The sequence below is a fragment of the Martelella sp. AD-3 genome (assembly GCF_001578105.1).
Lineage (GTDB): Bacteria > Pseudomonadota > Alphaproteobacteria > Rhizobiales > Rhizobiaceae > Martelella.
In genome coordinates this window covers 2,944,126-2,958,193 of record NZ_CP014275.1, presented here as the reverse complement: position 1 = coordinate 2,958,193, position 14,068 = coordinate 2,944,126, and the positions used below count along the sequence as shown (strand labels likewise).

Below are 14,068 nucleotides of genomic sequence, written 5' to 3'. Positions count from 1 at the left end.
GGTTCCTTTCCTAGCGCGCCTGATAGACACAGCAGCCGGCGACATAGGTCCTGACAGCGCGGCCGGAGAAGCGGGCATTCTCGAAGGTTGTGTTTTTCGACAGCGAGACGAGGCGGTCGGGCGTGACGATCCATGGCTCTTCCGGGTCGATCAGCGTGATATCGGCCCGCGCGCCGGGCTGAAGCGTGCCGGCGTCAAGGTCGAACACCTTTGCCGGCCGTGTCGACATTGCGTCGATCAGCCGCATCAACGATACCTCGCCCGAATGATGCAGGCGAAGGGCGGCGGACAGCATGGTCTCGAGCCCGATCGCGCCGTCCTCGGCATCGGAAAACGGCAGGCGCTTGGTATCGACGTCCTGCGGATCATGCGAGGAGACGATGATGTCGATCAGGCCGTTCTTCAGCGCCTCGACCATCTGCAGCCTGTCTTCCTCGTGGCGCAGCGGCGGCGTCAGCTTGAAAAAGGTGCGGTATTCGCCGATATCGTTCTCGTTCAGCGTCAGATTGTTGATCGAGATGCCGCTGGAAACGAAGGCCCCGCGTTCTCGGGCGACGCGGATCGCCTCGACCGATTCGGGCACGGAGACGAGCGCTGCGTGATAGCGCGCGCCGGTCAGCGCGGCGAGCCTGAGGTCGCGCTCGAGCGGAATGATCTCGGCTTCGCGCGGTATGCCGGAAAGGCCGAGCCAGCTTGCGAACAATCCCTCGTTCATCACGCCGGTTTCGCTGAGATAGCGGTCGCGCGGCTCGAGCGAGACCACCGCGTCAAAGGCGCGGGCATAGGTCATCGCCCGGCGCAGAACGCGGTTGTCGGAGAGCGAGTAGCGGCCATTGGTGAAGGCCACCGCGCCCTCGCCCTTCAAGAGGCCCACTTCCGTCATCTCGAGACCGGCCAGACCCTTGGTCAGCGCCGCAGCAGGAAAGACGTTGACGACGGCGTTGTCGCGAGCGGTCTTCAGCACGAATTCCAGCAATGCGACATCATCGATCGGCGGATTTGTATCGGGCATCATCACGAAGGAGGTGATGCCGCCGGCAGCCGCCGCAAGGCTTGCCGAATGGATGGTTTCGGTGTGTTCGGCACCGGGTTCGCCGACGAAGACATGGGCATCGACAAGGCCCGGCGCGGCAACGAGGCCGGCGCAATCGACGATCTCGGCGCCTTCCGGCGCGCCCTGGTTGGCGGCATCGCGACCGGCGGCGACAATGCGGCCGTCCGCAACGATGATCGTGCCGGTCTCGTCAAGGTCGCGGGAAGGGTCGATGATGCGGGCCTTGTTCAGAACGAGCGGTTTCATGCGCGTGCTCCTTCATTTCCCGAAAGCATCAGCGTTTCCATCACGGCCATGCGCACGGCGACGCCCATTTCCACCTGTTTCTCGATCACGCTTTGCGGACCGTCGGCGACGTCGGTGGCGATTTCCACGCCCCGGTTCATCGGTCCGGGATGCATCACCAGCGCGTCTTCCCTGGCGGCCTTCAGTTTCTCCGCATCGAGCCCCCAGAAGCGGAAATATTCGCGGATCGAGGGCACGAAGGCGCCGGACATGCGTTCGCGCTGCAATCTCAGCATCATCACCACGTCGGCGTCCTTCAGTCCGTCTTCCATATTGTCGAAGACCTCGACGCTCATGTCGCGGATGCCTGCGGGCAGAAGCGTTGCCGGGCCGACGACGCGCACCCGCGCGCCCATCGTGTTCAGAAGGATGATGTTGGAGCGGGCGACGCGCGAATGCAGGATATCGCCGCAGATGGCGACGACGATATTGTCGAGCCGGCCCTTGGCCTGACGGATGGTGAGCGCGTCGAGCAGGGCCTGGGTCGGGTGCTCATGCGCGCCGTCGCCGGCATTGATGACCGAGCAGGCGACCTTTTGCGAAAGAAGCGCTGCAGCGCCCGCCGAGGCATGGCGGATCACCAGCACATCCGGGTGCATGGCGTTCAGCGTCATCGCCGTGTCGATCAGCGTTTCGCCTTTTTTCACCGATGAATTGCCGACCGACATGTTCATCACGTCGGCGCCCAGCCGCTTGCCGGCCAGTTCGAAGGAGGCCTGCGTTCGGGTCGAGGCCTCGAAGAACAGGTTGATCTGGGTGAGCCCGCGCAGAACGCTGTTTTTCTTCTCGCGGGAACGGTTGAACGCTATGGCCTCTTCGGCCTTGTCGAGAAGCGTGCCGATATCAATGGGCGACAGGCCCTTGATGCCGATCAGGTGGCGGTGGGGAAAGAAGACCATGAAGCTTTCCTCCATATGAGGCCGTGCGGTCTATCGCTTGAAGTCCTGGCGTCTATAATGGCTCACCGGCCCGGCTGCAAGCTTTGACAGATTATATCGAACCGTGCCAACTCTGCGATCTGTCTTCAAAAAGAAGTGCGTAAACGGCGATGCCCGACAATGATGTTTTCAGGACGTTGAACCAGCCAAAACCGTGGAGCGGGTACAACGCCTTTCATTCCGACCCGCTTCTCGGCGACCTGACGCGCAACCTGGCGCGACCGCTGCGCGAAGAGTTCGACACGATCGGGCGCTATGTGACCTCGCCGGAAGCGCAGGAACTGGCGCAGATGGCCAATACCAGCCTGCCGCAACTGAAGACCCACGGTCCCGCCGGCGAACGGCTGGACACGGTCGCCTTCCATCCGGCCTGGCACGCGCTTCTGCGCCGCTCCATGTCGTCGGGGCTGCATTCCTCGCTCTGGGAACCGCCGCGCGATGCCGATTCGAAATCGAAGGCGCACAAGCTGAGGGCCGTCCGCCTGTTCCTGACGGCACAGCTTGAATGCGGGCATCTGGAGCCCTTGTCCGCCACTTCCGCCTCGCTTGCGGTTCTGGCGGCGACGCCGCAATTGCGCGCGGAATGGGCCCCGAAAATCCTGTCGCGCAAATATGATTCGACCAACCGTCCGCAGGCGCAGAAAACGGCGGCGACCGTCGGGCTGGCGATCACCGAGAAGCAGGCCGGCAGCGACACGCGCGCGCTGACCACAAAGGCCGCGCGCGTCAGCGAGGGCGTCTACCGGTTGTCGGGCCACAAGTGGTTCGTCTCCGCGCCGATGAGCGATGCTTTCATCATGCTTGCCGATGTCGACGGCAAGCCGGGCTGCTTTCTGGTTCCGCGCCTGCTGGACGAGGGACGCACCAACGCCCTGCGCTATCAGCGGCTGAAGGACAAGCTCGGGCTGCGCTCGAATGCCGCCGCCGAGATCGAGTTTTCCGATGCCTTCGGTTTTCTGCTCGGCGCGCCGGATACCGGCTTGAGAACCATTCTCGACATGCTGACCCTGATGCGGCTCGACAGCGCCGTGATGGCGTCGGGTCTGATGCGCGCCGCCCTTGCCGAGGCGACCCATGCCGCGCGCGGCCGCAGCGTCCATGGCAAGGCTCTGGTGAGCCAGCCGCTGATGATGCGGGTGCTCGCCGATCTGGCGCTCGATGTGGCCGCCGCCGGGGCGCTCTCCTTCCGCCTTGCCGAAAGCTTCGATCGCGCCCGCGACAGTGCCGAGGAGGCGGCTTACGCCCGGGTGATGACGCCGGTGACCAAATACTGGACCACAAAGATCGCGCCCGCCGTTGTGGCCGAGGCGATGGAAGCGATGGGCGGCAATGGTTTCATCGAGGACCGGCCGATCACCCGTCATTATCGCGACGCGCCGGGACTGGCCATGCATGACGGCGCCGGCAACATGATGGCGCTCGATCTGAGGCGCGTCGTCGAGCACGGCAGCGACCTGTTCGAGGCCGTCTTCCAGCTGATCGCGCGCGATCTCGGGGCCTCCGGCGCCAAGATCGTCGAGTTGCTGCGTGCGGCCATGGCGCTGTGCAAGACCCATGAAAGCGCTGCCCGCATCTTCATCGAGCAGCTTGCGCTCGCCGCCGGCGCTGCCGAGCTCTACCGGCTGGGCGCCGGCCGCATCGCCGACGCCTTTCTCGAAACCCGGCTTGCGGCCGGCTGGCGCTCCACCTATGGCATGCTCGATACGCGGTTTGACGCGAGCTATGTCGTGGAACTGCTGTTTCCGGAAATGGACTGAGCTTTCGGCCAAAGGAAAAGGGCCATGCCCTGAGGCATGGCCCTTGTTTTGCTGACCTGCGGCGCTCCGCGAGCGGGGAGGACGCTCAAGCGGATTGCGGGGTCTGCACGACGCATTTGCTGCGCCGGAAACTTGCTCGATTAAAACAGCATAGAGCCGTTGGCGTTGCGGCGCAGTTCGTCGCGCGACTTGCCCAGCTTCTTCAGGGATTCGTCGTCAAGCTTCAGCAGTTCGGCATTGACGAAACGGTTGGCCTGGCTCTGGCGGGCATTGGCAATGTTCTTGTAAGCGCTACGGAAGAAACCCATTTTCAGTTCTCCTTTTCCTGTAGACCGTGCCGGACGACCTTCCGTCCCTCGGTCCATTTCGCTTCGCGGCTATCAGCGCTGATCCCTTTGATCACCGCCGGCGCGAAGCCTTCATCAATCAACTGTCTGGAATATAGACCGTGGCTTCCGCGTCTGGCAGGTGGGAAGCCGAATGGGAGCCATGCAGAAAACGCATGCATATTTCAGGAACTGGCAAAACGCCTGTCATGCTGCACGAATATTATGCAGCAACGCCTGTGTCCGGGCATTGAACCCTTCGCGCTCAGGGATGACCGGGTAAGGCGGATTGTTGTGATGCCGCTTCAAACGCTCTATCGTCGCGCCGATCGAATTGATTGGTGATTTTCATGTTTCAGTCCTTTGACGTTTCCGCCCGCCCGGCGCAGGCCGCCCCGCGCATCAAGGCCCTGCGCGATCTGTTCCCGTCCCTCGGCATCAACGCGGTTCTGGTGCCGCGCACGGATGAGTATCTGGGCGAGTATGTGCCGCTTTCAGCCGAAAGGCTTGCCTTCCTCACCGGCTTCACCGGTTCTGCCGGCGTGGCGCTGGTGATGGAGACGACCGCGATCGTCTTCGTTGATGGTCGGTACACATCGCAACTGAAGATCCAGACCGATCCGGGCCTGATCGCCGGCGGCGATCTCGTCGGCTGTCCGCCTTCTGCATGGCTCGCCGAGAACCGGCCGGAAGGCATGCGGCTCGGCATCGACCCGTGGCTGCATACGCCGAGCGAGGTCGAGCGGCTGAAGTCCGCGCTCGGGGAGATCGGCGGGGAGCTAGTCCTGCTTTCCGAAAATCCGATCGACCGGATCTGGCTGGAACGGCCAGCGCCGCCCGCAACGCCGGTGACCGTGCAGCCACAGAAATTTGCCGGAAAGCCGGCGAAGGAGAAATTGGACGACATCGCGAAAGCCGCGCGCGACAAGCGGGCCGACGCGGTGTTGATCGCCGATTCGACCTCGGTTGCCTGGGCTTTCAACATTCGCGGCAATGATGTCGCCCATACGCCCGCGCCGCTCTCGCGCGCGATCGTGAAGGCGGACGGCAGCGCCGTCCTGTTTCTGTCTCCTGAAAAAGTGTCCGGCGAGGCCAGGGCGCATATCGATGATCTTGCCGAGCTCGAAGCGCCGGAGGCCGTTTCAGCCCGTCTCGAGGCGCTTGCGGGTGCGGCGATCATGCTTGATCGCTCCGCCGTGCCTTATGCCTGTGTGCGGCTCATCGAGGATGCCGGCGGCACGGTGATCGACGCGCCCGATCCGGTTGTTGCCGCCCGCGCGGTCAAGAATGAGGGCGAGCAGGCGGGCACGCGCAAGGCGCACCTGCAGGACGGCGCGGCGATGGTCGCCTTTCTGAGCTGGCTCGACGGCCAGGCCCCCGGTTCCGTCAGCGAGATAACGGCCGCGAGCGCGCTCGAGGCCGCGCGCGCTTCGGTGGGCGAGCGCATGCAGAACCCGCTGCGCGACATTTCCTTCGACACGATCTCCGGCGCGGGGCCGAACGCGGCGATCATTCACTACAGGGTGACCACCGAGACCGACCGGATGCTTCGCGATGGCGAGATGTATCTGGTCGATTCCGGCGCGCAATATCAAAACGGCACGACCGATATCACGCGCACGCTTGCCATCGGGGCGGTGGACGACGAGAAGCGGCGGTTCTTCACGCTGGTGCTGAAGGGCATGATCGCGCTTTCGACGGCCCGTTTTCCGGCAGGCACGCGCGGCATGGATCTCGATCCGCTTGCCCGCATCGCGCTCTGGAAGGCGGGCGTCGACTATGCCCACGGCACGGGCCACGGCGTTGGTTCCTATCTTTCCGTTCACGAGGGACCGCAGCGGCTTTCGCGGCTTGGTACCCCGGAACTGAAACCCGGCATGATCCTGTCCAACGAGCCCGGCTATTACCGGCCCGGCGACTTCGGCATCCGCATCGAGAACCTGCTGCTGGTGAAGGAGGCGGAGCCTGTAGCGGGCGGAGAAATTCCCATGCTCTCCTTCGAGACGCTGACCTGGTGTCCGATCGACTTGCGCCTCGTCATGGCCGACCTTCTGACGCAGGAGGAGCGTGACTGGCTCGACGCCTACCACGCCGAAACGCGCGAGAAGCTGATGCCTCTCGTTGCCGACGACAAGGAGCGGGCCTGGCTTGAAGCGGCGACCCGGCCGCTTGGAGCCCCATCCGTCCATTCGGACGCACAAAGGACGCTCTGATATATTGAATCGACGCATCGGCCCGAAAATCGATTCCGATTTTCGGGCCGATGCGCTAGCCGATGATGAAATAGCGGCAGACCATCACCACCGACCAGCCGACAGCGATCATCGGCAGTGGCGACTTGAAGCGCAGCCCCGTCAGAAGGGCTGCCGCGATCGCAAGCTTGCCCTCCCAGCCGCCGGCATAGAAGGCAGGCGCCACCAGCGTCGTCAGCACTGCCGCCGGTATGGCGTTGAGCGCCGCTTCGGCGCGCGGTGGAATGTCGGAGACCACCGAGAGCAGGACATAGCCGGCAATGCGCGTCAGATAGGTGGCGACCGCCGCGCCGAGAATGACGAGGATCATGTGATCATTGGTGAAATCGCTCATCGCGCCGCCTCCCTGGCCTTGCCGGGCGGCAGGAGGGCGGCAAGCAGGATGCCGGCGAGCGCGCCGATGCTGACATGCCAGGGCGACCCGACCGTGGCATAGGCGAGGATCGAGCCAAGCGCGCTTGCGGCGACGATCGGCAGATAGTTCGGCCGTTTCCTGAAGCCCATGACCAGGCTGAGGAAATAGATCGGCAGCAGGATGTCGAGACCGAGCGCCTCCGGGTTCTTGATGAAGCCGCCGAGCGTGGCGCCGATCAGCGTCATGATGTTCCAGAGAACGTAGAGCACGAGGCCCGCCCCGAGATACCAGGAGAAGGTCACGCGTTCCTGCTCCTCGTGCCGTTTCAGCGCCTCGGCGAATTGCGGGTCGGTCATCAGGAAGAAGGCAACGAGCTTTTTCGGCAGCGAAAAATGGGCAATCACCGGCGTCAGCGCAGCGGAATAGAGCACATGGCGGAAATTGACCGCGACAATCGAGGCGATGATCAGCCAGGGCGCCACCCGCTGGCCGAAAAGCTCGACGCCGACGAGCTGGCTGGCGCCGGCAAAGATCGTCAGGCTCATCACCGCCGTTTCGAAGACGCTCTGGCCTTGCGTGACCGACACCGCGCCGAACAGCATGCCGAAGGGGGCGGCCGAAAGCGCCGGCACGATGCCGGAGCGAAGGCCGCTTGAAAATTCTGAACTCTCTGGCAAGGGGAGGCGACTCCTGATCATTTCGGGCTGGTTCCCCACGGGAAGCGGCGGACAGATTGCGCGAGGGGAGGGAGGCTGTCCACCCGTTTACCGTCTTTGCCATCCGTGCACAAATGAGAAGAATTGATAATGCGATCAAACCGGAGGAACGCGTCATGATCAAACTCAGCGCCCGCGAAAAGGCCGCCCTTTCGGAGCGGCTCAGGGACTATTGCGCCGAGGAGCTCGATTGCGAGATCGGCACGCTTCAGGCCGAACTGTTTGCCGAAGTGATCGCCCGCGAATTCGCGCCGGTCTTCTACAACAGCGGCCTGCGCGACGCCGAGGCCCTGCTGATGAAGCGCATGGAAAGCTTCGGCGACGAGATCGCGGCGCTGGAAATGCCGGCCTGAGGCGCTGCGCGCAGGCGCGTTTTCTACCCTCGGCGAACGCCGGCAGGCGGCGGTTGGTCGGGTTCGGCCTCAGCCAGCAGAGCCCGCTCTGCCAGCGTTTTCGTCATTTCCGCATAGCGTGATTGCGGCCAGCCGCAGGCGCGCACCAGGCATTCCCAGTTTTCCACCGACAGCAGCATCCACAACAGATCGGTTGCTTCCTCTTCCGTCAGTTCAGGCGCGAGACGGCCTTCCGCGACGAGCGCCCGCACGGCGGCCGCGCAACCATGGCGGACCGCGCGCATCCGGTCGTCCCAGGCCTCCGCCGCCTCCCTGTCACTGTCACGCATCGAGCGTAGCGCGACCGAGATCCCGTGTATCTCGGGGATATACCCAGTCCAGGCCTCGATGAAGGCGTGCAGACGCTCCACGCCCGAGCGTGCAGACCGGCTGGGCGCGAGCCGCTCGTCAACATTCTTCACGCGGTCGATGTGCCGTGTCGTGGCCACCAGAAGCTCCGCGCGATTGGGAAAATGCAGGTAAAGCGCCTGGCGGCTGATGCCGACCGCCCTGGCGATATCGGACATGCGCACGGCCTTGTCTCCGGATTCCAGAAGTTTCCAGGCGGTTTCGAGTATGCGCGTTCGCGTATCGGTTTGCTGACTTGACATGGTGTCAATCTATCGTCTATTGACGTCGTGTCAACTTTACACCGTGTCAAGTAAATCGATTGCATCATTCCTCGAAGGAGAACCGCAATGAAAGTGATCATATTCGGAGCCACCGGCAGCATCGGCCGGCTCGCCGCGGAAGAAATGCTCAAGGCCGGCCACACGGTCTCCGCATTTGCCCGCCACCCGGAAAGACTGAAGCTCGACCACCCGGACCTCAACCGTATCGCAGGCGATGCGCTGAACGCCGAAGAGGTGCTCAATGCGGTCGCCGGCCATGACGCCGTGGTGATCACCCTGGGCGCAGGAACCGCGCGCAGGAGCGTCATCCGCTCGCAAGGCACGCTGAACGTCATCCAGGCCATGCACGCGCACGGCGTCCGGCGTCTGATCTGCCAGTCGACCCTTGGCGCACGGGAAAGCTGGCCGAACCTGAATTTCTGGTGGAAGCGGGTGATGTTCGGCGCGCTGCTGGCGCCGGTCTTTCGGGATCACGAGCTGCAGGAGCAAATGGTGGCGGCGAGCGGGCTCGACTGGACCATCGTCCGGCCTTCCGCCTTCACCGACGCGGCCACGCGCCGTCCCGTGATCGAGGATGTGTCGCCGGCAGCGCGCGGGCTGGACCTCAAGATCGCGCGGGCGGACCTTGCGCGTTTCCTTTCCCGTCAGCTGGGCGAAACCACCTATCTGGGCCGCGCCGTCGGTCTTTCGAGCTGAAGGAGCGTGGCTGAATGACAGTATTGCTACTGGGCGCCGGTTTCCTGATGGCCCTGCTGGCTGGCGTCTTCCTCAGCTTTTCCGATTTCGTCATGCGGGGGCTTGCCGAGGCGCCCGACCATGCCGGAGCAGCCGGCATGGTCGGGCTGAACCGGACGGTCTATCGATCGGTCTTCATGGTTCTGTTCACCGGCTTTCTGCCGGTCGCCGCGGCGCTGGCGCTGCTGGCCTTCCTGCAGGGCGCGGGGCCGTCGCGGTTTCTGGTCCTCGCCGGAGCGCTCGCCTATTATTCCGGCGTGTTCGCCGTCACCGGATTGGGCAATGTCCCGATGAACAGGCATCTTGCGCGGGTGTCTGCCCGGCCGGACGAGACGGCGGCCTACTGGCCGAATTACGCCCGGCGCTGGACGCGGCTGAACCATATCCGGACCGGAGCTTCGGGCTTCGCCGCGGCATGCTGGCTGGTTGCGGCGAGCATGCACTAGCGCATCGGCCCGAAAATCGGGTCTGATTTTCGGAAAGCACGATGCGTAGATTCAATAGGTTAGAGCGTCCTTTGTGCATCCGAATGGACGCACGGCGCTCTAGATGTGGAGCCTCAAGAGGTTGTCTCGGTTCATGCCGAGTCGACTGATCGGTGTTTTTGACTTTATGCCGCCATGCGGACGGTGCCAATTGTACATGTGGTTCCAGTTCGGCAGATGCCGTTTTCGGTGCTCTGAGGATGGATAGGCGCGCGCATAGGCCCATTCGCGCAATGCTGTCTGGATGAAGCGCTCGGCCTTGCCGTTTGTCTTTGGCGTGTAAGGTTTGGTACGAATATGTTTCAGATGGAGCGCCTTGCAGGCTTTCGCGAAATCCCCGGCAATGTAGCACGAGCCATTGTCGGTCATGACCCGCTTCACCGTGATGCCGAGGCTTTGATAATAGGCGACTGCCGCCTTGAGAAATGCGACGGCGCTTTCAGCCTTCTCGTTGGGCAAGATGTCAGTGAATGCGATCCGGGATGCATCGTCGATACACACATGCACATATTCCCAGCCGATGCCGCGTGAATTGCTCTGGCCGGTCCTGTCGCCTGTGATGCGGTGGCCGACGCGATTAAAGCGGCCAAGGCGCTTGATGTCGAGATGGATCAGGCCGCCCGGCTCGTCATATTCGTAACGCACGACCGGTTCGGCTGGAGCAATGTCCTTCATCCGGGACAAACCGACCCGCTTGAGAACGCGGCTGACGGTGGCCGGTGACACGCCTGTCTCCATGGCGATGTGCCTGCCGGTCAGGCGCTGACGACGAAGGGCGGCAATGCGCTCGCACAAGATGGCATCGGTCTGCCGGGGACTGCTTCTGGGCCGCGACGACCGGTCAGCCATTGCAGCGCGTCCACCCTTTCTGAAGCGCTCGACCCAACGAGACACGATCTTGTGGGAAACGGCATAGACTAAAGCCGCCTGCGCTTTCGTGAGCGCGCCAGACAGAACGGCAACAGCCATCTCCTCTCGACGCAGCGGGGTCAGTCGGGCATTCTTGTGAATGTTCATTCGGAGCCTCCGGTGAGTGCTGAAGCGTGGTAACTCCAGTCTCCTCGGTACGCTCCGAATGGACAACCTCCTGAAAGCCCACATCTAGAGAGGCTTCGCCGGCGGCATTTGCCCGCCGGCTTGCGGTTATGGTCTCTTGCCGCCGGTCGCGGTCCCGAGATCGATGATCTCGACGCCGGCCTCGCGCATTTCGGCAAGCGCCAGTTCCACACCCTCCTCGCTGATGCCGCGGCAGCCTTCGAGGATCACGCGGACCGTCACGCCGGGCAGCATCTCCCGGGCGTCGAGCGCGGTGAACTTTACGCAGAAGTCGAGCGCCAGGCCGGCTATGTCGACCACGGTGACGTTCTTCTGCCGCAGGTAGTCGGCAAGTCCGGTAACGGCATGATGCTCGTTGTCGCGGAACGCCGAATAGGAATCGATCGCGGGGTTCTCGCCCTTGCGCTGGATGTAGTCGACCGCGGCAATGTCGAGGTCGGGATGGAACGCGGCGTCCTCGGTGTTCTGGACGCAGTGGTCCGGCCACATCACCTGTGGCTTTCCGCCAAGCTCGCCCATGTCGAACGGCTTCCTGCCGGGATGGACCGAGGCGAAGGAGCCATGGTCTTCCGGGTGCCAGTCCTGCGAGGCGGCAATGACATCATAACCGCCGTCCCTGATCAGGCGGTTGGCGACCGGTACCACGGCATCGCCGTCGGCGACGGCGAGGTTGCCGCCCGGGCAGAAACCGTTCTGGATATCGACAAGCAGAAGGGCTTTCATGTTTTCGCTCCGGTATCTGACGATCTGCGGGGCGGGAGAGGCCCGCGACCGTTTCAGGGTTTGAGATAGTAGGAGGCCGGCTGGGGCGGGCTGAAGAGAAAGCCCTGCAGGCCTTCGCAGCCCTGACTGAGCAACCATGCTTCCTGTTCACGCGTCTCCACGCCCTCGGCTACGATCGATATGCCGAGATGGTGGGCCATGGTGATGATCAACTCCACAAGGGATGTGTCGCTGCTGTCATGCGGTACGCCGGCAATGAATGTCTTGTCGATCTTCAGTTCGTTCAGCGGGAACTGCTTGAGGTAGACAAGCGCGGAATAGCCGGTGCCGAAATCGTCGATCGACAGCCTGATTCTGAGCGCCCTGATCTTCCTGAGTTGCGCGAGCGCCAGGTCGAAATTGGCAATCATCAGGCTTTCCGTCATCTCCAGCGTCAACCGCTCGGGATCGAACTGGTGATGATCGAGAAGCGATGCAAGGTCGTCGACGAATTTCTCCCGGAGGAACTGGCGGACCGAAACGTTGACGGCGAGGTGCAGGTCGGGGTTTTCCGCGAGCATCCTGCAGGATTCTTCGAGGACCCACGCGCCGATGGGGACGATCAGTCCCGTCGCCTCCGCCACGGCGATGAAGCTGCCGGGACCGACGATGCCGCGCTCGGGATGGTCGAGCCGCAGCAGAACCTCGAAATGCCGTCCCGGGGCATCGGCGATGATCTTCGGCTGCAGGAACAGCCTGAACCCGTCGCTCTGCAGGGCTTTTTCCAGCGCGGTTTCGACATCGAAGCGGGCGACGAGATCGTCGACCATGCCGCTGTGGAACCAGTTGATGCTGCCGCGCCCGCGCGACTTGGCATTGTGCATGGCGAGGTCGGCGCGTCGCAATTCCTCCTCCGCCCCTTCCGAGGAAGGGCCGACCAGAACCGCGCCGGCGCTGGCGCTCGGCGTAATCTGGTTGCCGCTGATGATGGCCTGGCGCGAAAGGCAGGCGTGCAGGTCCTCTATCTTCTCATGCGCCGCTTCGCGCGCCCTGGCCTCATCCCCGCCGAGCGCGGTCAGGAACACCACGAATTCGTCGCTGGAAAGGCGCGCCGTGAAGGAGCCGGCGTCGATATTGTTGCTGAGGCGCCTGCCCGTGGTTTTCAGAAGCGCGTCGCCGATATTGTGGCCGAAGATCGAATTCACGGCGGCGAAGCTGTCGAGGTCGAAAATCGCGATCGCCATGAACTGTTGATTGACCTTGTGCGTGGCGAGGAAGCCGAGCAGCACTTCCTGCGCCTTGGCGCGGTTCGCCAGCTTCGTCAGGGGATCATAATAGGCAAGCGCCTCGACCCTGGCTTCCGTGCGCCGTCGCTCGGTGACATCGCGCCAGACGCTGACGGAGCCGAGCCGCTCGCCGCGCGTATCAATGACCGGCGCCTTGATCATCTCGAGCGTGTATTTGCGCCCGGCCGGATTGGTGACCTCGCCCTGGTTGATCAGTTTGCCCTGGTTGTTCACATCGGAGAAGACCTGCTGCATCAGGAGCGCGTCGGTGCTGTGCCCGAAAATCTCGCGGTCGGTCTTGCCGACGATCATCTCCGCCGGCATGCCGACAAACTCCGCGGCCGCCTGGTTGCAGGCCTCCAGCGTGCCGTCCGGCCTCTTGAAATAGATCTGGTCGGGGATGGCGTCGATCACGACGCGCAGCAGCAGGTGCTGACGACCGAGCGCGCGCACCAGCCGCCGCCCGCGGATAAGGACGATGCCGAGAATGATCACGATGCCGGAAAGCACGGCGATCGCGGAAATGAGCGTCAGGTTCAAAAGCCCGTCGGTCGCGCGCAACTCCGCTGATTTCTGGCGCACGGCATCCTCGAGGTTTGACGAATAGGCCGCCAGCGGCTCCCCGCCGGAGCGCACGTCATGGGCTTCCGCGATCACCGAGAAGAGCCGCGTCTTCTGTTCCAGGATGATCGGCCAGGAAAATGTCCGCACCGTATGGATCGTGCCGTCCTTGAAACGGTGCGGAAAGAGGAAATAGTGCTGGTTGCCCGTGCGCGCATTGTCCAGCTGGACCTTGATCTTGTCCTCCGACATCTGGTTGAGATCGGAGACGAACAGCCTCCTGAACTCGTCGGAACTCCAGCCGTACAAGGTTTGAGCGGCATGATTGGCGGCAAGGATCCTGCCGTTCATCGGCTCGATCAGCAGCATCGCCACGGGACTGTCCTCGAAGAAGTCGGGAAGGCGAATGACGGGAACCTGAGCCTTGAGCCCGGTCGCGGCCGCCGCCACAAACATGAAGGCCGCCAGCACAACGCCGGCAATATGCCGTTCGTATCGTCGCGCCTTTCTCGTTGCCAACTGCATGTTATAAGGAG

The 14,068-nt window shown here is 63.2% G+C and carries 14 protein-coding genes; 5 read left to right on the top strand and 9 right to left on the bottom strand.

Annotation, left to right across the window (positions count from 1 at the left end):
- Positions 1-10 precede the first annotated feature (10 nt).
- Positions 11-1,300, bottom strand: coding sequence for a dihydroorotase (locus AZF01_RS13785; RefSeq protein ID WP_024708371.1), 1,290 nt, complete (start codon positions 1,298-1,300; stop codon positions 11-13).
- Complete coding sequence (locus AZF01_RS13780; RefSeq protein ID WP_024708372.1) at positions 1,297-2,238, bottom strand: aspartate carbamoyltransferase catalytic subunit; 942 nt, start codon at positions 2,236-2,238, stop codon at positions 1,297-1,299. The genes AZF01_RS13785 and AZF01_RS13780 overlap by 4 nt, the downstream gene beginning before the upstream one ends.
- 149 nt (positions 2,239-2,387) lie before the next feature.
- Here AZF01_RS13780 and AZF01_RS13775 point away from each other — a divergent pair, with 149 nt between their 5' ends.
- Positions 2,388-4,034 (top strand): acyl-CoA dehydrogenase family protein, encoded by a 1,647-nt coding sequence (locus AZF01_RS13775; protein ID WP_024708373.1) that lies wholly within the window; start codon positions 2,388-2,390, stop codon positions 4,032-4,034.
- 140 nt (positions 4,035-4,174) lie between these two features.
- Here the strand turns inward: AZF01_RS13775 and AZF01_RS24305 are convergent, their stop codons facing one another.
- On the bottom strand, positions 4,175-4,342 hold the full coding sequence (locus AZF01_RS24305; protein ID WP_024708374.1) for a hypothetical protein: 168 nt from the start codon (positions 4,340-4,342) through the stop codon (positions 4,175-4,177).
- A gap of 368 nt (positions 4,343-4,710) precedes the next feature.
- Between AZF01_RS24305 and AZF01_RS13770 the strand changes: the two genes are divergently transcribed.
- A complete protein-coding gene (locus AZF01_RS13770; protein ID WP_024708375.1) occupies positions 4,711-6,573 on the top strand; it encodes an aminopeptidase P family protein in 1,863 nt (620 codons plus the stop codon).
- A 55-nt stretch (positions 6,574-6,628) separates the two neighbouring features.
- On the opposite strand, the gene AZF01_RS13765 is transcribed toward AZF01_RS13770, so the two are convergent.
- Positions 6,629-6,946, bottom strand: a complete 318-nt coding sequence (locus AZF01_RS13765) for an AzlD family protein (protein ID WP_024708376.1) — start codon at positions 6,944-6,946, stop codon at positions 6,629-6,631.
- Positions 6,943-7,644, bottom strand: coding sequence for an AzlC family ABC transporter permease (locus tag AZF01_RS13760; RefSeq protein ID WP_024708377.1), 702 nt, complete (start codon positions 7,642-7,644; stop codon positions 6,943-6,945). Before AZF01_RS13760 ends, AZF01_RS13765 begins: the two co-directional genes overlap by 4 nt.
- 155 nt (positions 7,645-7,799) lie before the next feature.
- Here AZF01_RS13760 and AZF01_RS13755 point away from each other — a divergent pair, with 155 nt between their 5' ends.
- On the top strand, positions 7,800-8,036 hold the full coding sequence (locus tag AZF01_RS13755) for a DUF2164 domain-containing protein (RefSeq protein ID WP_036237216.1): 237 nt from the start codon (positions 7,800-7,802) through the stop codon (positions 8,034-8,036).
- Between the two features lie 23 nt (positions 8,037-8,059).
- Here the strand turns inward: AZF01_RS13755 and AZF01_RS13750 are convergent, their stop codons facing one another.
- Positions 8,060-8,686: a TetR/AcrR family transcriptional regulator gene (locus tag AZF01_RS13750; RefSeq protein WP_024708379.1), complete on the bottom strand. Its 627-nt coding sequence runs from the start codon at positions 8,684-8,686 to the stop codon at positions 8,060-8,062.
- An 87-nt stretch (positions 8,687-8,773) separates the two neighbouring features.
- Here AZF01_RS13750 and AZF01_RS13745 point away from each other — a divergent pair, with 87 nt between their 5' ends.
- Positions 8,774-9,403, top strand: coding sequence for an NAD(P)-dependent oxidoreductase (locus AZF01_RS13745; RefSeq protein WP_024708380.1), 630 nt, complete (start codon positions 8,774-8,776; stop codon positions 9,401-9,403).
- A gap of 14 nt (positions 9,404-9,417) precedes the next feature.
- Positions 9,418-9,888: a DUF1772 domain-containing protein gene (locus tag AZF01_RS13740; RefSeq protein WP_024708381.1), complete on the top strand. Its 471-nt coding sequence runs from the start codon at positions 9,418-9,420 to the stop codon at positions 9,886-9,888.
- A 99-nt stretch (positions 9,889-9,987) separates the two neighbouring features.
- Here AZF01_RS13740 and AZF01_RS13735 read toward each other — a convergent pair whose 3' ends face one another.
- From AZF01_RS13735 to AZF01_RS13725, 3 genes are all read right to left on the bottom strand, one after another.
- Positions 9,988-10,944 carry an IS481 family transposase gene (locus AZF01_RS13735; protein ID WP_061449600.1) on the bottom strand — a complete coding sequence of 319 codons (957 nt, stop codon included), beginning with the start codon at positions 10,942-10,944 and terminating at the stop codon, positions 9,988-9,990.
- A 126-nt stretch (positions 10,945-11,070) separates the two neighbouring features.
- On the bottom strand, positions 11,071-11,706 hold the full coding sequence (gene pncA, locus AZF01_RS13730) for a bifunctional nicotinamidase/pyrazinamidase (protein ID WP_024709241.1): 636 nt from the start codon (positions 11,704-11,706) through the stop codon (positions 11,071-11,073).
- 53 nt (positions 11,707-11,759) lie between these two features.
- Positions 11,760-14,051 (bottom strand): EAL domain-containing protein, encoded by a 2,292-nt coding sequence (locus AZF01_RS13725; RefSeq protein WP_161633048.1) that lies wholly within the window; start codon positions 14,049-14,051, stop codon positions 11,760-11,762.
- Between the last annotated feature and the right edge of the window lie 17 nt (positions 14,052-14,068).

Excerpts from the sequence above, each read along its gene's own strand:
- AZF01_RS13785 (WP_024708371.1), bottom strand. The coding sequence starts at position 1,300 with ATGAAACCGCTCGTTCTGAACAAGGCCCGCATCATCGACCCTTCCCGC.
- AZF01_RS13780 (WP_024708372.1), bottom strand. The coding sequence starts at position 2,238 with ATGGTCTTCTTTCCCCACCGCCACCTGATCGGCATCAAGGGCCTGTCG.
- AZF01_RS13775 (WP_024708373.1), top strand. The coding sequence starts at position 2,388 with ATGCCCGACAATGATGTTTTCAGGACGTTGAACCAGCCAAAACCGTGG.
- AZF01_RS24305 (WP_024708374.1), bottom strand. The coding sequence starts at position 4,342 with ATGGGTTTCTTCCGTAGCGCTTACAAGAACATTGCCAATGCCCGCCAG.
- AZF01_RS13770 (WP_024708375.1), top strand. The coding sequence starts at position 4,711 with ATGTTTCAGTCCTTTGACGTTTCCGCCCGCCCGGCGCAGGCCGCCCCG.
- AZF01_RS13765 (WP_024708376.1), bottom strand. The coding sequence starts at position 6,946 with ATGAGCGATTTCACCAATGATCACATGATCCTCGTCATTCTCGGCGCG.
- AZF01_RS13755 (WP_036237216.1), top strand. The coding sequence starts at position 7,800 with ATGATCAAACTCAGCGCCCGCGAAAAGGCCGCCCTTTCGGAGCGGCTC.
- AZF01_RS13750 (WP_024708379.1), bottom strand. The coding sequence starts at position 8,686 with ATGTCAAGTCAGCAAACCGATACGCGAACGCGCATACTCGAAACCGCC.
- AZF01_RS13745 (WP_024708380.1), top strand. The coding sequence starts at position 8,774 with ATGAAAGTGATCATATTCGGAGCCACCGGCAGCATCGGCCGGCTCGCC.
- AZF01_RS13740 (WP_024708381.1), top strand. The coding sequence starts at position 9,418 with ATGACAGTATTGCTACTGGGCGCCGGTTTCCTGATGGCCCTGCTGGCT.
- AZF01_RS13735 (WP_061449600.1), bottom strand. The coding sequence starts at position 10,944 with ATGAACATTCACAAGAATGCCCGACTGACCCCGCTGCGTCGAGAGGAG.
- pncA (WP_024709241.1), bottom strand. The coding sequence starts at position 11,706 with ATGAAAGCCCTTCTGCTTGTCGATATCCAGAACGGTTTCTGCCCGGGC.